Annotated in this window: 22 protein-coding genes; 14 read left to right on the forward strand and 8 right to left on the reverse strand. The window is 65.7% G+C overall.

Going from position 1 to position 24,893, the window contains the following annotated elements; genetic code table 11:
* The first annotated feature begins 29 nt into the window (after positions 1-29).
* The 6 genes from BLEFHOIH_RS04715 to BLEFHOIH_RS04740 all read left to right on the forward strand — a co-directional run bounded on the left by BLEFHOIH_RS04715 (position 30) and on the right by BLEFHOIH_RS04740 (position 4,969).
* Positions 30-671 carry an outer membrane beta-barrel protein gene (locus tag BLEFHOIH_RS04715; RefSeq protein ID WP_170937003.1) on the forward strand — a complete coding sequence of 214 codons (642 nt, stop codon included), beginning with the start codon at positions 30-32 and terminating at the stop codon, positions 669-671.
* 216 nt (positions 672-887) lie between these two features.
* On the forward strand, positions 888-1,073 hold the full coding sequence (locus BLEFHOIH_RS27165; protein ID WP_088343354.1) for an SUMF1/EgtB/PvdO family nonheme iron enzyme: 186 nt from the start codon (positions 888-890) through the stop codon (positions 1,071-1,073).
* Between the two features lie 43 nt (positions 1,074-1,116).
* On the forward strand, positions 1,117-2,652 hold the full coding sequence (locus BLEFHOIH_RS04725) for a DUF1254 domain-containing protein (RefSeq protein WP_245296866.1): 1,536 nt from the start codon (positions 1,117-1,119) through the stop codon (positions 2,650-2,652).
* Positions 2,653-2,817: 165 nt separating this feature from the next.
* Complete coding sequence (locus BLEFHOIH_RS04730; RefSeq protein ID WP_088343355.1) at positions 2,818-3,321, forward strand: DUF3455 domain-containing protein; 504 nt, start codon at positions 2,818-2,820, stop codon at positions 3,319-3,321.
* Between the two features lie 105 nt (positions 3,322-3,426).
* Positions 3,427-4,446, forward strand: a complete 1,020-nt coding sequence (locus BLEFHOIH_RS04735; protein ID WP_088343356.1) for a zinc-binding alcohol dehydrogenase family protein — start codon at positions 3,427-3,429, stop codon at positions 4,444-4,446.
* Positions 4,447-4,543: 97 nt separating this feature from the next.
* A complete protein-coding gene (locus BLEFHOIH_RS04740; protein ID WP_088343357.1) occupies positions 4,544-4,969 on the forward strand; it encodes an organic hydroperoxide resistance protein in 426 nt (141 codons plus the stop codon).
* A 50-nt stretch (positions 4,970-5,019) separates the two neighbouring features.
* Here the strand turns inward: BLEFHOIH_RS04740 and BLEFHOIH_RS04745 are convergent, their stop codons facing one another.
* The gene (locus BLEFHOIH_RS04745; RefSeq protein WP_088343358.1) at positions 5,020-5,694 is read right to left on the reverse strand and encodes a glutathione S-transferase family protein; all 675 of its coding nucleotides are present in this window, start codon (positions 5,692-5,694) and stop codon (positions 5,020-5,022) included.
* Positions 5,695-6,312: 618 nt separating this feature from the next.
* On the opposite strand from BLEFHOIH_RS04745, the gene BLEFHOIH_RS04750 reads away from it, so the two are divergent.
* From BLEFHOIH_RS04750 to cas6e, 6 genes are all read left to right on the forward strand, one after another.
* Positions 6,313-7,551 (forward strand): cytochrome P450, encoded by a 1,239-nt coding sequence (locus BLEFHOIH_RS04750; RefSeq protein ID WP_245296867.1) that lies wholly within the window; start codon positions 6,313-6,315, stop codon positions 7,549-7,551.
* 118 nt (positions 7,552-7,669) lie between these two features.
* Entirely contained in the window at positions 7,670-9,322 is a 1,653-nt protein-coding gene (casA, locus tag BLEFHOIH_RS04755; RefSeq protein WP_088343359.1) for a type I-E CRISPR-associated protein Cse1/CasA, read from the forward strand.
* Positions 9,319-9,897: a type I-E CRISPR-associated protein Cse2/CasB gene (casB, locus tag BLEFHOIH_RS04760; protein WP_088343360.1), complete on the forward strand. Its 579-nt coding sequence runs from the start codon at positions 9,319-9,321 to the stop codon at positions 9,895-9,897. Before casA ends, casB begins: the two co-directional genes overlap by 4 nt.
* Entirely contained in the window at positions 9,894-10,976 is a 1,083-nt protein-coding gene (gene cas7e, locus BLEFHOIH_RS04765) for a type I-E CRISPR-associated protein Cas7/Cse4/CasC (RefSeq protein ID WP_088343361.1), read from the forward strand. Before casB ends, cas7e begins: the two co-directional genes overlap by 4 nt.
* Positions 10,973-11,758: a type I-E CRISPR-associated protein Cas5/CasD gene (gene cas5e / locus BLEFHOIH_RS04770; protein WP_088343362.1), complete on the forward strand. Its 786-nt coding sequence runs from the start codon at positions 10,973-10,975 to the stop codon at positions 11,756-11,758. The genes cas7e and cas5e overlap by 4 nt, the downstream gene beginning before the upstream one ends.
* A complete protein-coding gene (cas6e, locus tag BLEFHOIH_RS04775) occupies positions 11,755-12,462 on the forward strand; it encodes a type I-E CRISPR-associated protein Cas6/Cse3/CasE (protein ID WP_088343363.1) in 708 nt (235 codons plus the stop codon). The genes cas5e and cas6e overlap by 4 nt, the downstream gene beginning before the upstream one ends.
* A 596-nt stretch (positions 12,463-13,058) precedes the next feature.
* On the opposite strand, the gene BLEFHOIH_RS04780 is transcribed toward cas6e, so the two are convergent.
* The 4 genes from BLEFHOIH_RS04780 to BLEFHOIH_RS04795 all read right to left on the reverse strand — a co-directional run bounded on the left by BLEFHOIH_RS04780 (position 13,059) and on the right by BLEFHOIH_RS04795 (position 17,950).
* Complete coding sequence (locus BLEFHOIH_RS04780) at positions 13,059-13,781, reverse strand: ABC transporter ATP-binding protein (protein WP_088343364.1); 723 nt, start codon at positions 13,779-13,781, stop codon at positions 13,059-13,061.
* 11 nt (positions 13,782-13,792) lie between these two features.
* On the reverse strand, positions 13,793-15,775 hold the full coding sequence (locus BLEFHOIH_RS04785) for a branched-chain amino acid ABC transporter ATP-binding protein/permease (protein WP_088343365.1): 1,983 nt from the start codon (positions 15,773-15,775) through the stop codon (positions 13,793-13,795).
* 7 nt (positions 15,776-15,782) lie between these two features.
* On the reverse strand, positions 15,783-16,658 hold the full coding sequence (locus tag BLEFHOIH_RS04790) for a branched-chain amino acid ABC transporter permease (protein ID WP_088343366.1): 876 nt from the start codon (positions 16,656-16,658) through the stop codon (positions 15,783-15,785).
* A gap of 86 nt (positions 16,659-16,744) precedes the next feature.
* Positions 16,745-17,950: an ABC transporter substrate-binding protein gene (locus BLEFHOIH_RS04795; RefSeq protein WP_088343367.1), complete on the reverse strand. Its 1,206-nt coding sequence runs from the start codon at positions 17,948-17,950 to the stop codon at positions 16,745-16,747.
* Between the two features lie 450 nt (positions 17,951-18,400).
* Here BLEFHOIH_RS04795 and BLEFHOIH_RS04800 point away from each other — a divergent pair, with 450 nt between their 5' ends.
* On the forward strand, positions 18,401-19,516 hold the full coding sequence (locus BLEFHOIH_RS04800; RefSeq protein ID WP_088343368.1) for a polysaccharide deacetylase family protein: 1,116 nt from the start codon (positions 18,401-18,403) through the stop codon (positions 19,514-19,516).
* Positions 19,517-19,587: 71 nt separating this feature from the next.
* Complete coding sequence (locus BLEFHOIH_RS04805) at positions 19,588-20,025, forward strand: GNAT family N-acetyltransferase (RefSeq protein WP_170937004.1); 438 nt, start codon at positions 19,588-19,590, stop codon at positions 20,023-20,025.
* Between the two features lie 294 nt (positions 20,026-20,319).
* On the opposite strand, the gene BLEFHOIH_RS04810 is transcribed toward BLEFHOIH_RS04805, so the two are convergent.
* The 3 genes from BLEFHOIH_RS04810 to BLEFHOIH_RS04820 all read right to left on the reverse strand — a co-directional run bounded on the left by BLEFHOIH_RS04810 (position 20,320) and on the right by BLEFHOIH_RS04820 (position 24,893).
* On the reverse strand, positions 20,320-22,152 hold the full coding sequence (locus BLEFHOIH_RS04810) for a hypothetical protein (protein ID WP_125461582.1): 1,833 nt from the start codon (positions 22,150-22,152) through the stop codon (positions 20,320-20,322).
* Between the two features lie 345 nt (positions 22,153-22,497).
* The gene (locus BLEFHOIH_RS04815) at positions 22,498-23,487 is read right to left on the reverse strand and encodes an ABC transporter ATP-binding protein (RefSeq protein ID WP_088343371.1); all 990 of its coding nucleotides are present in this window, start codon (positions 23,485-23,487) and stop codon (positions 22,498-22,500) included.
* Entirely contained in the window at positions 23,484-24,893 is a 1,410-nt protein-coding gene (locus BLEFHOIH_RS04820; protein WP_088343372.1) for an amidase, read from the reverse strand. Before BLEFHOIH_RS04820 ends, BLEFHOIH_RS04815 begins: the two co-directional genes overlap by 4 nt.

Raw genomic sequence — 24,893 nt, forward strand, 5'->3', positions numbered from 1 at the left:
GCTATAAGGATTACGGGGAACCGATCGATGTGCCCCCATCCTTTTCCTGGGAAGGCCCCTATATCGGGGCCACCCTCGGCTATGGCTGGGGGGAGTCGAAATCCTTCAACAGGGAAGACGACGTGCCCGGTTCCGCCTTCGACGGCGGCAACGGCCTGTCCAACGACCCGACCGGATGGCTGGGCGGCATCACGCTCGGCTATAATTGGCAGTTCGACGCCTTCGTCTTCGGCATCGAAGGGGATCTCGGCTTTCTCGGCGCGGAGGACAGCCGCAGCAACGGCTTCGCCTTCTCCGAAACCGAATATGGCGGCTACGGCACCATCACGGCGCGGCTCGGCTTCGCCTATGATCGCTGGCTGTTCTACGGCAAGGGCGGCGGCGCCTTCGCCGACATCGAGAATCGCGCCGGCGATCTGGATGGCGGCTTCATCGACCAGTCGGACTTCACCCGGCTGCAGGAGGTGCGCGCCGGCTGGGCGCTCGGCGGCGGCGTCGAATTCGCCTTCCAGCGCAACATGTCTATGAAGATCGAATATCTCTACATGGATTTCGGCGAGGACACGTCCCGGAATTTCGACGACGATGTGTTCAATCACGAAAACACCATCAGCACGGTGAAGGTCGGCTTGAATTACAGCCTCGAGCCGGATTTCGTGCCGCTCAGATAGAGGCGCTATGACGAGGAAGCGCGGCGCCGCGCTTCCTCCGCTTTGCCGGCCGATAGCGTGTGACCGCTCCGCGGGCCATTAGAATCCGCCGCTAACGCTCTCCTAATCCTAGCCCGCCATACTTGCCACAGGTCAAAACCGGCACGGTAGAGTTGCGGTGTCCGTTGTTTCACTCCGGGTGGCATCGGATGCGGGAGAATGAGGAGACGCGCCGCGATGCCCTTGGCGGTCCCGGACCATTCAGAGCAAACGGCAAGGCCCAAGGAAGTGGCGCGCGCCACTTCCGAGGCTGGCGACCATCGCCGCGCGTCGCCCGTCACCGCCTTCCCGCCGAACGGCTTCGGCGTCCACGACATGATCGGCAATGTCGGCCGCCATCCCGATAGGGAAGCCGCGCCTTAATCCCGAAGCCGCGCCTGCACGGCGCATGTCCAAGGATGCAACCATGTTCGCTTTACCGAGATCCATGCAATGCGCCGCCCTGATCGCCGCAATGGGCGCCGCGATCCCAGCGGCTCGAGCGCAGGAACCGCAACAGCAGCAACAGCCGCAACAGCCGCAACAGCAGCAGCAGCAGCAGCCGTCACCGCAGCAGCCGTCGCCGCAGCAGGCCGCCGTGTCCCCCGAGACGGCGCCGGTCTCCGCCGACGAGGCGCGCGACATCGCCATCGAGGCCTATATCTACGCCTATCCGATGGTCATCATGGCGCTGACCCAGGAGATGGCGACCAATGCCGAGACCGCCGACGGCAGCACCATGCGCGCGCCCGTCAATCAATTCGCCAATGCGCGCCGGTTCCCCGACGCGGATTTCACCGAGGTCGTCCGCCCGAATGCCGACACGCTGTATTCCGCCCTCTGGTTCGATCTGTCGCGCGAGCCGCTCATCATCCATGTGCCCAATTCCGGCGGCCGCTATTACCTGCTGGAGATGATGGACATGTGGTCGGATGTGTTCGCCGCGCCGGGCAAGCGCACGACGGGCACGGATGAGCAGATCATCGCGCTGGTCGGACCGGGCTGGGAAGAGGATCTGCCGCCCGAAATCGAAGTCATCCGCAGCCCGACCAGCGCCGGCTGGATCATCGGCCGCACCCAGACCAACGGCGTCGCCGACTACGACAATGTACACAAGTTCCAGGATGGGCTGGTCGCCACGCCGCTCAGCGCCCTGGGCAGCAGCGAGCCGCCGCCGAGGGGCACCGTCGATGCCAATATCGACATGACCGTGCCGCCGGTGGCGCAGGTCGAAAAGCTCGGCCCCGAGGAGTTCTTCTCGATCTTCGGCGAACTCACCGAGGACAACCCGCCCCACGCCAACGACTATCCGATGCTGCACCGCATGGCGCGGATCGGCCTCGAGCCGGGCACGCCCTTCTCGCTCGATGACGCCTCGCCGGAAGTGAGGGCGGCGATCGAGCAGGCGCCCGCCGCCGCACTGAAGAAGATCAAGGAGAAATTCGCAACCGCCGGTGTCTCGCACGATGGCTGGCGCACCAATCTCGTCGATATCGGCACTTACGGCACCGACTATCTCGCCCGCGCCGGCGTCGCTTATGCCGGTCTCGGCGCCAACACCGTCGAGGACGCCATCTATCCGACCGCCCTCACCGATCCGGAGGGCAAGCCCTTCAGCAGCGACCGCGCCTATGTCGTGCATTTCGACAAGGACCAGGTCCCGCCGGTGCGCGCCTTCTGGTCGCTGACCATGTACAATGACAAGCAGCTCTTCGCCGCCAATCCGCTCAACCGCTATACCCTCGGCGACCGCGACAGGCTGACCTTCAACCCGGACGGCTCGCTCGACATCTACGTCCAGCGCGACAATCCCGGCCCGGAAAAGGAGGCCAATTGGCTGCCCGCCCCGGCGAGCGGCGATTTCACGATGAATTTGCGGCTCTACTGGCCGAAGCCCGCCGCGCTCGACGGAAGCTGGACGCCGCCCGCCGTGCGCCCGGTGACGGATCCGAAAAGCGGGTGACGGCGCTTTCCAGTAAAGCGCAATATTGACGCGAGCATCTTGCGATAAATGCAACCATAGTTGAGTACTGAACGCCCCGCTTGCGGGGAAATGACAAAAACGGTGTGAATGAAACCCATCGTGCGCTAGCATCGGAGCCTTCGCCATTGCAACGAGGACTTCCCGATGTTCCGATCCGCTTCGCCCGTTTTCCTTGCCGCGGTCCTGCTCAATGCGGCGGCTCCCGCCCGCGCCGAGGTCCCGGAGGCGATCGCGGTGTCGGGCGCAACGCTGGTCGCCACGCTGCACGCCGAAGGCGCGCAGATCTACCAGTGCAAGGCCGACGCGGCGGGCAAGCTGGTCTGGCAATTCCGCGAGCCGATCGCCGCCTTGCTGCAGGGCGACAAGACGGTCGGCCGCCATTTTGCCGGGCCGAGCTGGGAGCTGGAGGATGGCGGCGCCATCAGCGGCAAGGTGGCGGGACGCGCGCCCGGAGCCTCGCCCGCCGACATCCCCTTGCTCAAGCTCGACGTGGTCGCCCAACGGGGCAGTGGCCAGCTCACCGGCGTCACCGCCATTCAGCGGCTGAACACGAAGGGCGGCGCCGCCGACGGCCCATGCGAGAGCGCCGGCGCCTTCCTCAGCGTGCCCTATTCCGCGGATTACGCCTTCTTCCGCAAGGGTACCTGACCTTTCGGACGGTATGCTTTTCGGCACTATGGGCGTTTTATGTGCGTTCTTGCGGGCTGAATGCATAGGCGTCATCTGTGATGCCTGACAACATAGGAGACCGCCATGCGCGCCATAGGATTCCAGACGCCCGGGCCGATCGACCGCCCCGACGCGCTGGCCGACATCGAATTGCCGAAGCCCGAAGCAACCGGCCGCGACCTGCTCGTCGAGATCAAGGCGGTCTCGGTCAATCCGGTCGACACCAAAATCCGCATGCGGGTCGCGCCGGATGCGGGCGGCTGGAAGGTGCTCGGCTGGGACGCGGCCGGCATCGTCGCCGCCGTTGGGCCCGATGCGACGCTGTTCAAGCCGGGCGACGAAGTGTATTACGCCGGCTCGCGCCTTCGCCAGGGGACCAACGCCGAATTCCATCTCGTCGATGAGCGCATCGTCGGGCACAAGCCCAAGACGCTCGGCTGGGCCGAGGCGGCAGCCTTGCCGCTGACGGCGATCACAGCCTGGGAAGCGCTGTTCGACCGGCTCGACGTGAGGAAGCCGGTGCCGGGTATCGCGCCCTCCATCCTCATCATCGGCGGCGCGGGCGGCGTCGGCTCGATCGCGGTGCAACTGGCGCGCAAGCTCACCGACCTCACCGTCATCGCCACCGCCTCGCGGCCGGAAACCCAAAGCTGGGTCGGCGAACTCGGCGCCCATCATGTCATCGACCACGCCAAGCCACTGGCGGCGGAGGTCGCAAGGCTTGGCCTTGGCGCGCCCGGCGTCGTCTTCTCCACCACCCACACCGACCGTCACCTCGCCGAAATCGTCGAGCTGATCGCGCCGCAGGGCCGCTTCGGCCTTATCGACGACCCGGAGGTGCTGAACGTCGTGCCTTTCAAGGGCAAATCCGTGTCGGTGCATTGGGAGCTGATGTTCACCCGCTCGGCGTTCCAGACCGCCGACATGGGCCAGCAGGGCGTCATCCTGAACGAGGTGGCGCGGCTCGTCGACGAGGGCACGCTGCGCACGACGCTTGGCGAGCATTTCGGCCCGATCGACGCGGCGAACCTGAAGCGGGCCCATGCGCTGATCGAAAGCCACCGCGCCAAGGGCAAGATCGTGCTCGAGGGTTTCGCCGGCTGATCGGCCTCACGCCGAATTGAGAGGGCTGGCCTTACGGGAGCAAACAGCCGATATGAAATCCCTCTAAGCTCATTCCGTTCAACAAGAGGATCCGACCATGCCCGTGAATGTTCTTTACACCACATCGGCCCGCGCGACCGGCGGCCGCGACGGCCGCTCCGGCACCACCGACGGCAAGTTCGAGGTCACCATGGCAACGCCGAAGGAACTTGGCGGCGGCGGCGGCGAGGGCGTCAATCCCGAGCAGCTTTTCGCGACAGGCTATGCGGCCTGCTTCCTGGGCGCGTTGAAGGCGGCGGCGGCCAAGGGCGGGCCGAAGGTCCCCGCCGATACGACGGTCACCTCGACGGTCGGGATTGGGCCGCGCTCGGAAGGCGGGTTCGGCCTGACCATCGCGCTGGCGATTTCGCTGCCTGGCATCGAGAAGGAAGCGGCGGAAGCGCTGGTCGCCCAGGCGCATCAGATCTGCCCCTATTCGAACGCCACCCGCAACAATATCGACGTCCAGCTCAGCGTCGTCTGAGACCGAGGTCACGCTCCCGGCGCGGCGTTTCGCGCAGCGCCGGGAGCGGATTACGGCCTCGTGAAGCCGATTGTGCCGGCGCTCACCTTGTTCGCCAGATCGCAATAGGTCCCGTTTGCGGCGTTCCATCCCGGGCGTTGCCGCAGCCGGTCGAGCCAGTTCCGCACATTGGGGTAGGGCGAGAAATCGAAATTGACGATGAAGCCGAGCGACACCAGCGCCGACCCCAGATAATCGGCGATGGTGATGTCGTCGCCCCAGACATATTTCATGCCGGCGAGGAAATTGCGGTCGAGCACCGTCATGAAACGGCGGGTGCCCTCCTCGCCCACGCGGGCCAGATCGGCCCGGCTCTGCGGGCCCAGGCCGCGGAATTCCGGCACGGTTTTCTGGTAGACGCCGAAGACGCAGTAATAGATCCGGAAATTGGTATCCAGCCAGGACATCGTCTCGTCCACCCTCGCGCGCCGTTTCAGGTCGGGCGGGTAGGCGGCGCCGGTCTTTTCGGCGAGATAGCGCAGGATCGCGCTGCTCTCGGTCAAAATGAAATTGCCGTCCTGCAGCACCGGCACCTGGCCGCTCGGATTGAGAGCGAGGAAGGACGCCTCCTTATGCTGCTGCAGGTTCAGATCGATGATCACCTCTTCGAACGCGATCCCCTGGTCGTAGAGAAAAAACGTCACCGCGCGGGATGAGCTCGATAGCGGATCAAAATAGAGTTTCATGCGACCTTGGCCGGTGTGATTGATTGCGCTGGCAGGACGGCTGCGCGGCGCTTGCCTCGTCAAACGGACCGGGCGGGGCTGCCCCAGACGTGCCTTGCCATGCCGGCCGGCATCCGGGCGTCAGCGGCATGGACCAAAATGCGGCGCAGTTCCCCGCCGTCGCCGATGCCGGAGGCGGCTCCGATGACACTCGCGACGTGATGACTGCGGCAATGGCTCTGCATGTGTTTTCCTCGCGGAGACTTTGAATTTGCGCTCGTGGTCTCTCGAAATTTGCCATAAGTCTGAGCGCTTGGCGTTTTGAGGCCGGAGAATGCCAGGGCTTTGCTACGAGTACATTTCAGGCCGAACCCGGCGCATTTCCGTTGCAACGCAACTCAGCACAATGTTGCGTTTCCGTTCGCCACCTCTCACCCGGCTCGGATATCGGCCGGACGCACCGGCTCACGCCGCCCGTTACCGTCGTAACCCATTCCGCCAAAGTCGAAATCGGTTCGTAGCCTGCCTTTTGCAAGCTGCATAGGCCTGCCGGATCGTATGAGCCGCCTCGGACTCTAACCCGGCCGAAACGGCTCGTCACCTGCAAGGCAGGCGGGCAACAGACGTTGGAGCAAGTTCGTGACCATCGATGCCACCCACGCCGTGAAGCCGGCGGCTGCCCGGATCATCCCGACGGTTGAAATCGCCGAGCTCGACCGCGATCCGCATGCCGTCTTTCGCCGCTACCGCCCGGAAACGCCGGTGGTGCGGCGCGTCGATGGCAGCCTCATCGCCATGCGGGCAGCCGATTTCGAGCGCTTGCTGGCCGATCCGCGCACGCGCCAGATGGAGACCGAGCTGTTTGAGCTGCGCGGCATCGTCGATGGACCGCTCTACGATATCTTTCAATATTCGATGCTGTTTTCCAACGAGCCGGAGCATCGCCGCCGCCGCGCGCCGCTGTCGCGGGCCTTCGCCTTCCGCATGATCGCGGCGCTGCGGCCGGGCATTCGCGCCGCCGCCACCGCCATTCTCGACCGCGTGGCGCCCGATGGCGAGATGAACCTTCTGGACGATTTCGCCGCGCAGGTTCCGGCGCGCACCATCGCCACCATCGTCGGGCTGCCCGAGGCCGATATTCCCGATTTCACCCGTTGGGTCTACGACGTCTCGCTGGGCGCAAGCTTTTCCTTCAACGCCGATGATATCGGGCGGATGCAGCAATCCGCCGGCCATATCACCGACTATCTGGCGCAAATGCTTGCGGACCGCCGCGCCGCGCCGCGCGATGATTTTCTGACCGATTTCGTCAAAGCGGTGGACGAGGGGGGCGAGCTGACGCCCATCGAAGCGCTGGCTCAGCTCATCACCATCGTCGCCGCCGGCAGCGATACCACCCGCGCTTCCATGACCATCCAGACCGCGCTGCTGCTGGGGCACCGGGAACAATGGGATGCGGTTTGCCAGAATCCGGAGCTGATTCCGGGCGCGGTTCTGGAAGCCCTGCGCTTCGAGCCTTCCATCGGCGGCGCGCCCCGCTTCACCCTGGAAGATATCGAGCTCGACGGCGTCATCCTCCCCGCCGGGCGCATTCTCTCGCTCTCGGCGATCGCGGCCATGCGCGATCCGGCCGTTTACGCCGAGCCCGACCGCTTCAACATCTACCGCAAGGACCATCCGCGCTGGCATTACGTGTTCGGCGGCGGCGCGCATCGCTGTCTCGGCGAGGCGCTGGCCAAGGCCGAGCTGGAAGAGGGGCTGGCCGCGCTCGCCGCCCGGTTCCCGACGCTCGAGGTCGTCGGCGAGCCGCTGCGCGTCACGGGCCACAGCGGCGTTCGCCGGGTGAGCAGCCTGCGCGTCGCGTGGCCGCAGCCATGATCGGGCCGACGCTTTCGCGCATCGCAGGGCGGAACGAACGGCCTCGCGCCGGGGCGGCGACTTGCCCGCCCGGCGCATCGCCGCGCATCCCCTCCCATTCATAGAACGAGCACAGATCATGTCGGAGCCTTATTCGCTTTTGCGGCGCGCTTGGCTACCCGTCGCCCTGGCCGACGGCAGACGTGCCTTCATCCGCCCCTCGGACATCAGCTCCGAGATCGACGGCAAGCGGATCATCCGTATCGCTTCGGGACGGCCGGATTGCGACGTCTGCCTGACCGAATTCCTGATCGGCCTGCTGGCGGTGGCGCTGCCGCCCGCCGATGCCGCCGACTGGCATCGCCGCTATCGCGAGCCGCCCCGGAACGCCGAATTGCAGGCCAGTTTCGCCGCCTTCTCGAACGCGCTGGAACTCGACCGCGAGGGCCAGCAATTCTTCCAGGAGAGCGAAGCGCTGGCGGGAACGCCGCGGCCGGTCGCCAGCCTGCTGATCGATGCGCCGGGCGAAAAGACCATCCGCGACAACGCCGATCATTTCGTCAAGCGGGGCCGGGTGCGGGCGCTCTCCCGCGCCGGGGCGGCCATGGCGCTGGCGACCTTGCAGACCAGCGCGCCCTCCGGCGGGGCCGGCCATCGCACCTCGCTGCGCGGCGGCGGGCCGCTCTCGACGCTGGTGGTGCCCGGCACGTCCGGCCTCGGCGAGCCCTCGCTCTGGCAGCGGCTCTGGGCGAATGTCCCCTCCGGCTTCGGCGGCCTCGCCAAGGACGCCCCGCGCATCTTCCCGTGGCTCGCGGGCGCGCCCGTGGCGGCCACCCCGGCGGACGCCCACCCGGCGCAAGCCTTCTTCGCCATGCCGCGCCGCATCCGGCTCGTCTTCGAGCCCAATCCCGGCGGCCTCCCCTGCGACCTGCTCGGCATCGTCGACGACGTCATCGTCACCGGCTATGTCACCCAGCCCTGGGGGCGCGACTATTCGGGCTGGAGCGGCGCGCATCCGCTCAGCCCCTATTACCGGCCGAAGGGCGAGGGCGCCGGCCTCCGCCCGCTGCATTCGAAGGGCTCGCGGCCCGGCTACCGGCAATGGCTCGGCGCGACCTTGAAGAGCGGCGACGGCAGGGTTCAGCCCGCCCGCTGCGTGGAGGAATTCTTCGAGCGCGCCGGGCAGTTTCCGGCGGCGGAGCGCCATGTCCTCGACCGGGCGCGGCTGCTGTTCGCGGGCTACGCCATGGACAAGATGAAGCCGCTCGATTTCAGCGAGGCGCTGCTTCCCCTCATCATCACCGGCGACCGGGCCGGCGACGAGGCCATCCGCCGCCTCGCCGAGCGCTGGGTCTCCGCCGCCGACAGCGTCTCGCTGCAATTGCTGTCCTGCGTGCGGCTCGGCCTGTTCAGCGGCCGGGTCGAGCCGGGCAGCGCCGTGCTGGAGGCGGTGCAGACCTGCTTCTGGGGCGAGACCGAGCATGGCTTCTACGCCGGCCTGCACCAGGTGGCGGAGGCGATCACGGCGCGCCAGGACGAGGCCGAATTGGCCCGCGTCGAGGCCAATGCCGGGGCGGCGTGGCTGCGCTGCCTGCGGCGCGCGGCGCTCACCCTTTATGACGACGCCGTGCCCGTCGGGCGCGCCATCGGCCGCATCAAGAATGTCATCGACGGCCGGCGCATCCTCGGCCTTGCCCTCAGCGGCTACGGCCGGGGCGGCGAGGCACTGTTCGGAATGCTCGACCAGCCGCTGCCCCGCCACGCGGAAGAAGCCGAGAGGCAGGCGTCATGAGGATGCATGTGCTCGACAATGAGGCTGAGATCGCCCGGGCCTGGTGGTCCAGGATGCAGCCGCATCATGGCCGCGACGGGCGCAGCGCCGCTAGCCGGCGCGCCTCCATCGCCAGGCTGCGCCACGCCTCCTCGTTGATGAAGGCCGCCTGCGAGCCCGCCACCGCCGATCTCTATGACGGCCTCGCCTGCAGCTTCCCCGCGAGCGACCTGCCGCGCGTGGCGCTGGTCGCCGGCGTGCTCGCCCATATCCGACGCGACAGCCACCTCTCGATCGCCGAGGCGCTCGGCCGGCCGCATGGCAGGCTGCCCGGGCCGCTGCTCAGCCCCTTGCGCTTCCGCCGCCTCGTCGCCGCCAGCGAGCCGGAGAGTCTGCTGGTCGCCTTCCGCCGGGTCGCCGAGATGCTGCGCGGCGAGATGAACGTCAAGGACGCCGCTGGCCTGCTGATGGCCTGGACCGACCCGCGCTACGCCGAGACCGCCCGCACCGCCTTCGCCTTCGACTATCACGGCGCCGGGTTCAAATTGCCGCCCGCCGCCGCTGCTCTCCATGCCGAGATCGCCGAGGCCCAATGACGCGCTTCATCCAACTCCACGCGCTGACCGTCTACCCGCCGTCGAACCCCAACCGGGACGATATCGGCCGCCCGAAGACCGCCAGCTTCGGCGGCGTCGAGCGGCTGCGCATCTCGTCCCAGGCGATGAAGCGGGCGATCCGCACCAGCCGCGCCTTCAAGGACCGCGTCGGCGCCCATCGCGGCGACCGCACCCAGCGGCTGGGTCAGATGATCGCCGACTATCTGACCTCCGCCGGGCTGGAGCCGCCCCAGGCGGTGGAAGGCGCGCGCTCGATCTGCGAGGTGTTCGGCAAGCCGAAGGACGCCCGCGACAAGCACCCGGTCTATATCGAGCAGCTTGCCTTCATCTCGCCGGAGGAGCGCGAGGCGGCCTTCCGCATGGCGGACCGAATCGTCGCCGGAGAGGGATTGCCCGACAAGGGCGTGCTCGTCGCCGAGGTGCTGCGCAAGACGGACACCGCGACCGACATCGCCATGTTCGGCCGCATGATGGCCGACAATCCGGACTTCAACCGCGAGGCCGCCGTGCAGGTGGCCCATGCGATCACCACCCACCGCGTCGACATCGAGGAGGATTTCTTCACCGCCGTCGACGACCTGAAGCGCCCCTCCGAGGATGCCGGGGCGGGCTTCATCGGCGAGCTGGGCTTCGGCTCCGGCGTCTTCTATGTCTATTGCTGCATCGATCAGGGCCTGCTGGTCGCCAATCTCGGCGGCGACGAGGGCCTCGCCCGCGCCGCCATCGCCGGGCTGATCGAAGGGCTCGCCACCGCCGCCCCGACCGGCAAGCAGGCCAGTTTCGCGAGCCGCGTCCATGCCAGCTTTCTGCGCATCGAAAAGGGGCCGCAGCAGCCGAGGAGCCTCGCCGCGGCCTTCCTGAAGCCCATCCGGGCCGACGATCTGCTCGGCGCATCCATCGCCGCCATCGAGGGCGACGGCACGGATCGCCTGCCCGGACTTGCCGCCGCGATGAACCGCGCCTACGGCTCCTGCTTCGACACGCATTACGTGATGAATGTCACCGCAGGCGCGGGATCGCTCGCCGACGCCATCGCCTTTGCCGGGGATGAGCGATGATGCATTTCCTCCTCTTCACCCTGGCGGCCCCGTTCGCCTCGTTCGGCGCCGTCGCCGTCGGCGGACGCCGGCCGAGCTGGGACCGCCCCGCCAAAAGCCAGGTGATCGGCCTGCTCGCCGCCGCGCTCGGCATTCCGCGCATCGACGAGGAACGCCAGCTCTCCCTCGCCGGCGATCTCGAATTCGCGGTCCGGGTGGATGACCCCGGCCGCGCCGCCACCGACTTCCAGACCGCCCAGGCGCCGAGCGAAGTCTCGATGCGGCGGCGCGCCAAGACCGCCGGACCGATCCGCACGCGCGGCGATGAACTGGACTGCGACGAGTTGAAGACCATCCTGTCGCGGCGCGAGTACCGCCTAGGCAGCCATCACACCATCGCCATCTGGCGGCGCGCGGGCGAGGAGCCGTCGCTGACCGCGCTCGCCGCCGCGCTGCGGCGTCCCGCTTTCACGCCCTATGCGGGCCGCAAGGCGCACCCGCTGATGTGGCCGATGGCGCCCGCCCTGATCGAGGCGGAGGGCCTGCGCGAAGCCTTCGCCGCCTTCGATGCCGCCTCGCCGGAACGGCTGGCGCTATGGCGCGATTTCGGCGTGCGGCATGACGCGCAACGCCCGATCTTTACCGACCTGTCCGCCCTCCCGGCGGCGGACCAGCGAACGGCCATCGCCCGGCTCGATGAGCGCCGCGACGAGCCGGAAAACCGTGCGCAATGGCGGTTCGGTCTGCGGACCGAGGCCATGCTGCAACCGATACAGCCGCAGCAGCGGGATGACATGCCATGACCCAGCTTTTCCTATCCAAGGCCCGCCTTAAATCCGCCCAGGGCGAAGCTCTATCGGCGATCGCGCCGCTGCTCCTGCCGCAGGGCCGCGACCGGCAGGTCGGCCACGCGCACCGCATCCTCTGGCTGCTGTTCCAGAACGACGCCGACACCACGCGCGACTTTCTCTGGCGCGACGAGGGCCGCGGCATCTACCTGATCCTGTCGCGGCGCCAGCCGACCGACCCGCACGGGCTGTTCGAGCTGGAAACCTCCAGTTTCGAGCCCAATCTGGCCGTCGGCGACACGCTCCGCTTCGTGCTGCGCGCCAATGCCATCGTCGCCAGCAAAAGCGCGCTCGGCGAAGATGAGGAGGCTGCCCGGCGGCGCGGCAAGCGCGTCGACATCGTCATGCATGTGCTCTACGACATGCCGCGCTCCGAACGCGCCGTGCAGCGCGAGCGGGTGGTGGTCGAGGAGGGGCGGAAATGGCTGGCCGGGCAGGGCAGCCGCGCCGGCTTCGAGGTCTGCCGCCCGGCGGGCGTCAGCGGCTACCGGCAGGTCGCCATCGAACGCCGCAACGGGCGCCCGGCCGGCTTTTCGGTGCTCGATTTCGAAGGCGAGATCCGCTTGACCGACCCGGCCGCCTTCATGGCCCGGCTGGCGATCGGCTTCGGCTCGGCCAAGGCTTTCGGCAACGGCCTGATGCTGATCCGGCGGCTCTGAGCCATCCGCGAACAGCCTTGACCAATTGAATTCACGCTCCATACTTACAAGGATCCCGGCACCGGCCGGGCTGAACCGGCGGATCGCGAATTGCCGTTCCCCGTAACTGCTGGTCTCCGCATTTGCGGAGCTCTTTCGCCGCGGAATTGCCGCTCCATCGGAGAGCATGGCGCGCAAAACGTGCCGATCATTCTCCTCCGTCGTCCCGGGCGGCCGTCAGGCCGGACCGGGACCAATCATATATCCGCGAATGCTGCGGCAAGAGGTGAGGCGAGTGGGCCCCGGCTCTGCCGGCCGGGGCGACGGAATTTGAAAGGTTTGCCGTGGGAGAGGGGCGGCTGCGGCAAGGGGGCAGCGCCGATTTCCGTACTAAGCCCAGGATTACGAAAACGTGTCTGCGCGCGGGCGATTCGCGCGCTAATTTGTGTCTGGCGCCGCGGGGCTGAACCGGCAGACAGACTGGCATCCAGGCTGACCGCAAAGGCGTTCCCCGCGATGCGCCGAGGACGCTCCCGCCCGCCGTCGCCTTGCAGAAAATGGTCCCCGCGAATGCCGGGATCTCGGGGCGGCGGCGGGCCGCGCCGCGCGCCCCTAACTCAGTGGCCGCCGCCGAGATAGGCCGCGCGCACCGCCGCATTGTTCTTCAATTGCTGCGCCGGGCCTTCATGGCGGATGCTGCCGTTCTCCATCACATAGGCGTAGTCGGCGACCTCGAGCGCTGCGGCGGCGAATTGCTCGACCAGCAGCATGGTGATGCTCGCCGCCTTCAGATTGCCGATGGTGGCGAACACCTCCGCGACGAGGCGCGGCGCCAGGCCCATCGAGGGTTCGTCAAGCAGCAGCACTTCCGGCTCCAGCATCAGGGCGCGGCCCATGGCCAGCATCTGCTGCTCGCCGCCCGAGAGCGTCCCGGCATATTGGAAGGCCCGCTCGCGCAGCCGGGGGAACATCTCGAACACCCGCTCCATGTCGGCCGACACATCGCCCTTGGCGCGGTGGCCGGTCAGGCGCGGGAAGGCGCCGAGCCGCAGATTGTCGGTCACCGACAGGCTGGCGAACACCCGGCGTCCCTCCGGCGAATGGGCGATGCCGCGCCGGGCGATGTGGTGGCAGTCGATGCCGGCGATGTTCTCGCCGGCCAGCTCGATGCGCCCGCCCGTCGGCTTCACGATGCCGGAGATGGCGCGCATGGTGGTGGTCTTGCCGGCGCCGTTCGAGCCGATCAGCGTCACGAGCTGCCCCTTGGGCACGCTGAAGCTGATGCCCTTCAGCACCTCGACCTTGCCGTAGCCGGCATGAAGATCCGTCACGGTGAGCATGGCGTTCTCCTTCAGGCTGCGGCGTCGGCGGGGGCGCCGAGATAGGCTTCGATGACGCGCGGATCGCTCTGCACGCGGGAGGGCACGTCCTCGGCGATCTTCTGGCCGAAATCGAGCACCGTCACCGTGTCGCAGATCTTCATCACCACATCCATGTGGTGCTCGATCAGGATCAGCGTGATGCCCTCCGAGCGGATGCGCTCGATGATGCGCATCAGTTCCTTGATGTCGGGCGCGGTGAGGCCGGCGGCGGGCTCGTCGAGCAGCAGCAGCACCGGATCGAGCGCCAGCGCGCGGGCGATTTCCAGGAGGCGCTGCTGGCCATAGGCGAGGTTGCGCGCCTGCTCGTCGGCGACTTTGGCGAGGCCGACGAAATCGAGGATCGAGAGCGCGCGCTTGCGCGCTTCCTGTTCCTCGTGGCGCGAGGCGGCGGTGTTCAGCATCACGCCGGCCATCGAGGTTTCATAGGTGTGATGCAGGCCGACCAGCACGTTTTCCAGCGCGGTCATCTCGCCGAAAAGCTGGACGTTCTGGAAGGTGCGGGCGATGCCGAGGCTGGCGATGGCGGAGGGCGTGCGCCCGGCGATCTCCTCGCCGAGAAGCTGGACCGAGCCGGCGGTCGGCTGATAGACGCCGGAGAGCACGTTCATCATCGTGCTCTTGCCGGAGCCGTTCGGGCCGATCAGCCCATGCACCGTCGCCCGCTTGACGAGGATATCGACGTTGTTCAGCGCCTTCAGGCCGCCGAACTGCATCAGGATGCCCTTGACGTTGAGCAGCACCCCGTCCGGCGCCTCGAATTCGCGCGGCTTCCAGACGGTCGAGGCATCGACGACCACCTCGCCGGTGTCGGCGGCCTCGCGCTTGGGACGCAGGGCGGCGAAGGTCTTGGTCAGGTAGCCGATGATGCCGTCGGGCAGGTAGTAGACGACGAACAGGATCATCAGGCCGAAGATCGTCAGCCGGTAGTCGGTGACCGATTCCAGCGTCATGGCGAAGGGGAAGAACGCCACGCACAGCGCGCCGGGGATGAGGCGGTTATACTTGTCCGGCGCGTTGCGGATGAAGGCCGACGCCACGATGACGATGGCGAGCGCCGCGATGAAAGCCGTGAGCACCCGGAACAGGAAGATGTCGCTGAGCAGGTTCGGCAGATAGACGATGATCGCCGCGCCGACGATCGGCCCGAGCCGCGATTTGCGCCCGCCGAGGATGACGCCGAGCAGGAACAGGATGGTCAGCTCGAAGGAATAGGTGTTCGGCGAGATATACTGCTCCGAATAGGTATAGAGCGCGCCGGCGAGACCGGCGAGGGCCGCGCTCACCACCACGGCATAGACCTTGTATCGGTAGACGTTGACGGCCATGCAGTCCGAGGCGATCGGGCTGTCGCGCAGGGCTTCGAAGGCGCGGCCGAAATGGCTGCGCACGATGCGGTTGATGACCAGCACCGACAAAGCCGCGCAGATCAGCACGACATAGTAGAACTGCACGTCGCGCGTCGCGTCGACCAGCCCCTTGGCGCCGAACATGGCGAGGAAATCCGGCTTCCGGAGCGCGATGCCGAGCGGTCCGTTGGTGAGGAAATCCATTTCGTTGATGAGGATCTGCACGATGGTGCCGAAGGCGAGCGTCACCATGGCGAGATACGGGCCGGTCACCTGCAGGGCGGGCAAGGCGAGCAGCAGCCCGAACAGCGCCGTCACCGCGATGGCCATCGGCACGAGCAGGAAAAAGCCCCAGCTCTTGATCCAGGGCGCGGCGTCGCCGAACTGGAAGATCATCACGCCCGCCGTGTAGCAGCCGATGCCGAACAGCGCCGCATGGCCGAGCGACACCTCGCCGACATAGCCGACGACGATGTCGAGGCCGAGCAGCACGATGGCATAGATGCCGATGACGATCAGCAGATGCAGGTAATAGGGGTTCTTGATGACGAGGGGAAAGGCGGCGAGCGCGGCTAAGACTACGATGGCTCCGATGGCATTGCGCATGATCGTCTCAGACCTTCTTGATCGCGGTTTTGCCGAACAGCCCTGCGGGCTTGAGGGCCAGGACGATGAGCAGCAGCACGAGGCCCGGCACATCCTTATAGCCGGTGGCGATATAAAAACCGGTGAGCGTTTCGATGACGCCCAGCAGCAATCCGCCGACGATGGCGCCGAGCGCGCTGTCCAGCCCGCCGATGATGGCGACGGCGAAAGCCTTTAGCGCCAGTACCGAGCCCATCGTCGCGCCGGTCAGCGTAACGGGGGCGACGAGGATGCCGGCGAAGGCGGCGGTCATCGACGACATCGCGTAGGACAGCGAGATCATCAGATTGGTGTTGATGCCCATCAGGCCGGCGGCGTCGCGGTCGTTCGAGGTAGCGATCACGGCCTTGCCGTAGATGGACTTGCGGTTGAAGAACTCGACGGCGGCCATCATCGCCAGCGCGCCGATGACGACGAAGATCTCCATCGGCAGCACGCGGACGGCGCCGAATTGCAGCGGCACTTCGCTCACCGGCGAGGGAAATTTCAGATCGTCGCGGCCCCAGATGTTCTCCGCCATGTTGCGGAAGATGATGCCGAGCGCGATGGTCGCCATGATCCAGCCGAATTCCGACTTGATGCGCATGGCGGGGCGCACCGCCAGCCGCTCGACCACGAGGCCCTGCGCGAGGCCGAACAGCAGCACGAAGGGGATCATCAAGAGATAGGGCACGCCCATCAAGACCAGCGTCAGCCCGACCATGGCGCCGAGCATCAGCGCCTCGCCCTGGCCGAAATTGAGCGTGCGCGAGGTGGCGAAGGTGAGCTGGTAGCCGAAGGCGATGGTCGCGTAGATCATGCCGAGGGCGACGCCGCTGACGACGAGTTGCAGGAAAATTTCCATCGGAAAGCCTTTTGGCGGAAATGGCGGTTCGGCGGCGCGCCCGGCAAAATCTGCCGCCGGGCGCGCCGCCTTCTCCGTTCGGAAACTTACTGCTTCAGCTTGGACGGCAGCTTCGAGGACGCCGTCTTGTCGTCGTCATAGGCGTAGACGACGCGGCCGCCCTTGACTTCGCCGAACACCGGAATGTTCGAGGTCACCGCCTCATGGTCGGTGGCGGAGAAGGGCTTGTCGTAGAGCTGCACGACGCCTTCGAGCTTCTCGTTCAGGTTCTCCAGCGCGAGGCGGATCTTGTCGCCATCGGTCGAGCCGGCCTGCTTGATGGCGGCGGCGAGCAGGAACACCGAGTCGTAGCCCTGCGCGGCCGAGACCGGCGACAGCATACGGTCGATATTGTACTTCTTCTGATAGGCGGCGATGAACGCCTTGCGCTTATCGGTGCTCGGGGACTGGATGAAGGTCTGCGGCATGCGCGCGCCTTCCGAGTTCGGCCCGGCATTGTCGATGAAGCTGGCCATCGACAGCGTCCAGCTTCCGATCAGCGGCACCTTCCAGCCGAGCTTCGACATGCCATTGGCGATCTGGGCCAGTTCCGGCCCGATGCCATAGGTGAGGATCGCTTCGGCTCCGGCTTCCTTGGCCTTGAGGAGCTGCGCGGTCATGTCGACGTCTTTGATGTTGAACTTCTCGACGGCGACCGGGGTGATGCCCTTCGCCTTCAGGGCGGCTTCCAGGTCGGCGCGGCCGAGCTGGCCGTAATTGGTCGAGTCGGCGAGGATGGCGACCTTCTTGAAGCCGCGCTTATCGACGGCCTCGTCGGTGATCATCTTGGCCTGGATCGAATCGGGCGCCGAGATGCGGAACACGAAATTGGCGTCGTAATCGGGCGCCTTGAATTGCTGCGTGATCGCGGTGCCGGTCGCGACATTGGTGATGACCGGAATCTTGGCGTCCTGGAAGAAGCGCTGCGCGGCCAGCGCCACGCCGGTATTGATATAGCCGAGCTGGGCGACGACGCCTTCCTTGTTGATCATTTCCTGCGCGATCTGCACGCCGAGTTCGTTCTTGGCCTCGTCATCGCGCTCGATCAGCACGAGCTTCTTGCCGTCGACGCCGCCGGCCGCGTTGATCTCCTCGACCGCCAGGCGCGCGCCGTCGCGCATGCTGACGCCCATCGAGGACGAACCGCCGGTATAAGGGCCGGACAGGCCGATCTTGATGTCCTCGGCTTTGGCCGCGAGCGTGGTTGCCAGCACCGCTGCTGTGGCGATTGCCACAAATCTTGAGCTCTTCATGAGACTCCTCCGCTGATTTATTGTTTTAGCTGGGGCTTATAATCATCTGAAATTACCACAAAATACCAAATTCTGCGATAATCCCGTGCGGAGCCCGCCTGGCCCATTATGGCAAGCGGGCCTGCGAGGAAGGATTGTCGCAACAGCTCCGGTGCGAAAGGCATACTTTCGCTGGGGGCGTTCAGGGAGTTCTTCACCAATATCCGCATCCAAGGCGGAAGAATGCGCGCTGCCGGGCCATGATGGAGGCGATGCTGACACAAGGCGGGCAGGCAGAAGAGCCGGCCAGGGCGTGTCGCAAGCGGGCCTTCCACGCGCCGATCAATTTTCGGTGAGCGCCCGCGACGGGTGTCCCGAGGCAGGCGCGGAAGGCCCCCGAATGTGGCCGCTGCCTTGGATAAAACGAGATTCGGTGGCCAGGCTGACGCCGGGCGATTGAGGGAAGGGACGATGACGCAGCCGGTTGATTTCGCCGCGCGCCGATATCCGGTCGGGGCCTTGCTGTTTGCCTTGGCGGTCTTCGGCCCGGCCGGCGCGAATGCCGCGGGCGGGGAGGCGGCGCAATGCTGGTCCGATGCCGCGCTGCACCACCGCGCCGGCGACGAGCGCATCCAGCATAATGTCGCGGCTGCCGTGATCGCGCCGCCAAAGGGTCAGATCACGCCGCGCCCCGCCGCCGGCGATGCTGGTCTCGGCGCGGTGCGCCGGGTCGAGCTGCCGCCGGGATCGAAGAAGATCGCGATCACCTTCGATCTCTGCGAGCAGCCGCACGAAATCGCGGGCTACCAGGGCGCGCTGGTCGATCTGCTGCGCGAGCAGAACGTCAAGGCGACCTTCTTTGCCGGCGGCAAATGGATGCTCAGCCATTCCGAGCGCGCCCAGCAATTGATGTCCGATCCCCTGTTCGAACTCGGCAATCACTCCTGGGAGCACCGCAATCTGCGCGTCACCCCGGCCGATGTGATGGCGAACGAGATCACCGCGCCGCAGCTCGCCTATCGCGCGGTGCGCGCCGATCTGGCCGCCAAGCGCTGCACCCGGCCCGGCGACGATGTGCTCGCCGACAAGCGCGCGCCGAAGGAGATCAAGCTGTTCCGCTTCCCCTATGGCGCCTGCAATCCGGCCTCGCTGAACGCCGTCGCCGAGCGCGGGCTGACCGCGATCCAGTGGGACGTCTCGGCCGGCGATCCCTGGCCGAAGATGATGGCGCCGATGATGGTGAAAGCGGTGGTGGCGGGCGTCCGGCCCGGCTCGATCGTGATCTTCCACGCCAATGGCCGCGGCTGGCACACGCAGGAAGCGCTGCCCGAAATCATCGCCAAGCTGAAGGCCAAAGGCTTTGAATTCGTGACGGTTTCGGAATTGCTTGCCGCCGGCAAGCCGGTGGTCGACGCGCGCTGCTACAATGCCAAGCCCGGCGACACGGACCGCTACGACATGGTTGGCCTCAATCTGGGCAAGCGCGGCGGCAAACGCCCTGCCACCGCCGACCCGTTCGGCCTCGATCCGGACGCAGCGCCGGCCAACCCGCAGACGGGCTGGAAAGCCCGCGCCGAGCCTTATTGATGGCTGCCGGTCCGGCTTATGGCCGCGCGCAATATCGACTCGAGGACCGGCCCGAGCTGGAGCTGCGGCTGATGCAGCCGGCCGCCGCCGAAAGCCTCGGCGGCGACCTCGCCGCGATGGTGCCCTGGGCGCGCCTCGGCACCAGCCGCGATCAACTGACCGGCTTCCTCTCCGCTTCGGACGACAACAAGCGCAGCTTTTCCATCATCGCGGACGGCGGCCTCGCGGGGGTGATCGTGGTGCGTTTCCCCTGGCTGTCGGGGCCGTATCTCAATTTGCTCGCCGTGCTCGACGGCCAACGGTCCAAGGGCGTTGGACGCGCCGCGCTCGGGTGGTTCGAAGCCGAAGCGCGGGCCGCGGGGGCGCGGAACGCCTTCCTGTGCGTTTCGGCGTTTAACGCGCCGGCTATCGCCTTCTACCGCCGCAACGGCTACAGCCAGGCCACAGTACTGGAAGACCTCATAAAAGATGGCGAGGATGAGTTTTTGATGCGGAAAAGGTTGCGGTAAGGAGAGGTTGAGGAAGCAACGCTTAAAAAGGCGAGCCGGCGCAACAGCCTAGCGAGCCCACATGATTTTTTCCGCGAAGGTGGCTTTCAACATTGCGGCTAGCGGCAGGATTCCCCACATTCAACGCTCATTCAGCTTTAAAATGCAGTATTGTTTCATTCGAGGAGATTGCCATGCGCTTCATTATAGCCACCTTGATGACGAATCTGATCCTTGCGCTGCTGATTGCCGATGCAATTGCGGGCGACAAACTGGTTTCGCCTCCATGATCGGCGCATCGCTCCATTGATATGGTCATAGCCAGCACTGAAGATTGAAATCGTTCAATTGCTTTTCGATGCTGTCCTGACGCAACCTGAGCTGGTCCATCCGCGCGTTCCAGCTCGCCTCGTCATAATCCTGGTCTTTGCGGGTTTCGCCGTGTTTCGCGAGCGCTTCGTCGATGCGCGATTGAGCTTTGCAGAGATGGGGCTTCTTTTTCAGTCTGTCTCGCTTCAAGGATGCGAGGCGGATCTCGATGGCCGCTCCGGTATCGAGAAAGATAATCCGAGACTTGTTTAGCGCCTCGGCCGTGATGGGCGACTCGGAGTCCGGGGCCGACGGGTGCTCGAGGCAGTTATATCTTACGCCTGATAAAAGATTCCCCCATTTCTCGAGCTGCTTGGCGAGCTTTTCGCGTCCGACATAGTCCAAATGCTCGGTGAGCTTGAATGCCATGCCATTCATCGTCTCCAGGTAAACGATCATGAAACGCTTGAAATGAAAGCTCATTTGGCTGCCGCAACTGCTTTCGCCAAATTCCAGATCCCACATCGATCGCGGCAGGATGATGGCTTTGCGCTGCTGCTGCCAGGACTCAGATCCGCCGAGACGGTATTGGCTCTCTAGAAGCTGGTTTCCCAGATCGATCGCGCCGCGATAACCGGCAATCAGTTCGAACACCGACGACCCGCCTTGACCTGCCTGCGCAAGGATAAAGTTCCTCAGCCATTTGACCCTGTAAATGGCAACCTTGAGAAACGGGCTGGGATTGGTGCCCTGTTCTTTTTCCCAGCTGTTCAAATCCTTCAATGCTGCGGTGGTTTGACCGGAGGCATACAGCAGGAGCGTTGAGAGTAATGTACCGTAGGGTAGGTGACGGTCGAAACGAGGGCCGGCAGGGTCCGATTCGCTGGGCAGATTAAAATAAGACAGCGCATCCTCTTGCTCTTGCTCGCAGCTTTTTTTATCCTTTTCAGATTTTATACTGTGGATTTGATCGAGTAACCGTTCCGCATCGCAAATGCGCGTCCAAATATTTATCAAATGGTCGCGAGCGCTTCCCATGACGGTTCCAGTTAAAGCCGTGCTGCGTTCCGCGGGCAGTTGCACCATTGACCGGAAGATATCGACAAACTTCAGGTCGGCAATAAATTCAATGGTCTCGTAACTCCGGTATTCGTGCAGTTTTAACAGACGTTTTCCAAGCGGAGTCGCTAGGCTCTTGGCAAATTGCAGGTCATTGGCGAGATGTTCTGCCGTGGCGGCATCGGGGCTGGCGCCGATTTCATCGGCATAACGCTTGTCTCGCTCGATCATTTTGTCCCAAGTGGACATCAGCCTCACCAAAAAGGTCACACGGTCTGTGCCGGAGCCTGAGGACGTCAACTGGAAAGCTGCATCTGCGACGTCAGGCGACTTAGGGAGGGCGGGCGGTGCAGGAGGGGCAAACTCCAAGCCGCCGCCGCCGAAAGAGATTTTCTGCAGTCTTGCGAACCAGCCGTAACGTTCTTCCGTCACGGTGAGGGTTACGGCAAGGATGCCGACGCCAACGCCTATCAGGGCTTGCGTGGTTGAAATCGGTGCCGGATGAGGAGGCGGAGCGGCTGCGGCGGGGCGCGGCGGCGCCATCGGCTCGATGAGGATGTAGTAAATCCAGAAGCCGAAGCCGATCCCGGCGACCCAGGGTAATATTATTGTCTTCAACACGCCTACCAGGCCCGGACCACCGTCGCCGAGGTCCGAACCCAGCGGAATCAATAAGCAAACGAAAATTGCCGCAGACAAAAGCAGAAAGATGGCTCGCCGCCACCAAAAGGTTGTTTCCGGTTGATATTTCAAGGATAGCGCCACCAGCAGCGCCAGCATTATGCCGATCCACAAATGGAACATCGATCAGCTCGCCAGAGTTAATCTACAATTTTGCTAAACGTAATTAATCCAAAGCTCATTCCATCAACGAACAGTCCGGAAGACGCACGAATCATCCGGTCGGGGCGAATATGCCCCGTCGATACGCCGGCGCGCAGCGTAGATGGCAATTTCTGAATTGCGAGCGGCCTTAAGCTTGTCGAAGTCTTCTCAACTGCTCGAATGGCAAGATAATATTTTTTGAGATCCTAATCAATATTTACGCAGTTCTCAAGCTGGATAAATGGGCAGGCGAGCGAAATGCCGCCGACCGCACGGCGCATAACTTCAAGCTCGCGTTATTTAAGCCGCGCCGGCCCGCGCATGGGCCGGATTGCCCAGCTTCAAGCATCGCGCGCTGTGCTGCGGCGTCACGAAGACGGGCGCGATGTCGCCTTGCACGCAGCTCGTATCCGCCAGCGCGCAGCGCGGGGCGAAGGGGCAGCCCGGCGGTAGGCGGTCGAGGCGGGGCGGGGCGCCGGGGATGGCGTCGAGGCGTTCGCCGCGCCGGGCGCCGTGGATGGTCGAATGCAGCAGGCCGCGCGTATAGGGGTGCGAGGGGTTTTTGACCACGTCGCGCAAGCTTCCAGTTTCGACAATGCGGCCGGCATACATCACCGCGATGCGGTCGGAGATCTCAACCGCCACGCCAATGTCGTGCGTGACGAAGATCACCGCCATGCCCATCTCGCGCTGCAACTCGCGCAGCAGCAGGAGGATCTGGATCTGCACGGTCGCGTCGAGCGCCGTGGTCGGCTCATCCGCGAGCAGCACTTTCGGTCCGCAGGACAAGGCCAGCGCGATCATCGCGCGCTGCCGCATTCCGCCCGACATTTCATGCGGATAGGCTTCCAGCCGCCGCTTGGCCGAGCGGATGCGCACGCCCTCCAGCATCTCCAGCGCGCGCTTGCGGCCATCGGCCCAGCTCACGCCGCGATGGCGCACCACCGCCTCCGCGATCTGGTCGCCGATGGTGTAGACGGGATCGAGCGCCAGCATCGGCTCTTGGAAGATCATCGAGACGAGGCCGCCGCGATAATCCTCCAGCGCCGCCTCGTCCAGCGCCATCACATCGCGGCCCGCCACATGGATCGAGCCGGTCATCCGCGTCCGGCGCGGCGGCAGGAGGCGCAAGAGCGCCTTCAGCGTCACGCTCTTGCCCGAGCCGGACTCGCCGATCAGACCAAGCACCTCGCCTTCGGCCAGGCTGATGTCGACGCCGTTGAGCGCGTTCACATTGCGCTCGCCGGTGAAGCAGACGGTCAGGTCGCGGATGGCGATGATGGGGGTCATGGCAGGGACGGCACCCGCTTGTGGTGGTCGGTGACGGATTGGAAGGCCGTGCCGAGCGCGGTCAGCGTCTCGTCGCCGAAGGGGCGGCCGATCAGTTGCAGGCCGATGGGCATGCCCGTCTCGCCTTGCCCGGCCGGAACCACCAAGCCCGGCAAGCCGAGGAAGTTCACCGGCCGCATGAAGCGCGTGATGGCGATGATCGTCGCCTCGGCATTGGGGCCGCCGACATCGGTCGCAGCGATGGTCGGCGCCACTTCGCGCGAGGCGGGGGCGATGACCGCATCGACGCCCTCGATGGCGGCCAGATGCGCGGCGAGCGCCGGGCCGCGCCAGCGCAGCGCGTCGAGATATTCGATGGCGCTGTAGGCAAGGCCGTTTTCGAGCCGCGCCCGCACCCAGTCGCCATAGACCTCGGGGCGCTCGCGCAGGCCGGCGATATGCGTGCTCGTCGCCTCGACCGCCAGGATGATAAGCCCTGCTGAGGCGACCAGCGTCTGGTCGGGCAGGTCCACCTTGACGATGTTGACGCCGAGTTCGGCAAAGGTCTCCAGCGCCCGGTCGAGCGCGGCCGCGACTTCGGGTTCGAGGTCATCGACGTAATAGCTCGATGGCAGGCCGATGGTCATGCCTTGCGGCGAGCGGGTGGCCTTGGCGGCGTTCCAGGCCGGCATGCCGTCCGTGGCAGGGTCGAGCGGATCGGAGCCGGACATCGCTGCCATGATCAGCGCGCAATCCTCCGCCGTGCGCGCGAGCGGGCCGACGGTGTCGAGCGTGAAGGAGAGCGGCAGCGCATTGGCGCGGCTGACGCGGCCGAAGGTGGTTTTCAGCCCGGTGACGCCGCAGAAATGCGCGGGCAGCCGGATCGAGCCGCCGGTGTCCGAGCCAAGCGCCGCCGGGGTCAGCCGCGCCGCCACCGCCGCACCGGAGCCCGAGGACGAGCCGCCGGTGATGCGGGTCCCGTCCCAGGGATTATGGGCATGGCCGAGATAGGGATTGTGGCCGGTCGGGTTGTAGGCGCATTCCGACATATGCAGCGCGCCGAGCCGGAACGCGCCCGCCGCTTCCAGCCGGGCGATGGCCGTCGAAGTGGTGGAGGCGATCCAGCCTTCGCGCAGCTTGGTGCCGCAGCCGACCGGCTTGCCGGCGCTGTAGAACATATCCTTATGGGCGAGCGGCACGCCATGCAGCGGCCCCTTCGTCTCGCCGCGCGCCAGCGCTTCGTCGGCGGCGCGCGCGAGGGCCAGCGCCTCCTCGGCCTCGATACGGACGAAGGCATTGGTCGCGGGCTGCCAGGCGGCGATGCGCTCGAGCAGCGCCTCGGTAATCTCGACGGAGGAGACCTGCTTGGCGCGGATTGCCGCAGCCAGCTCGGTCAGCGTCAGGAGGGCCGGATCCGATGTCGTCAT

This window comes from Rhodomicrobium sp. R_RK_3 (genome assembly GCF_002198715.1).
Classification (GTDB): domain Bacteria; phylum Pseudomonadota; class Alphaproteobacteria; order Rhizobiales; family Rhodomicrobiaceae; genus R-RK-3.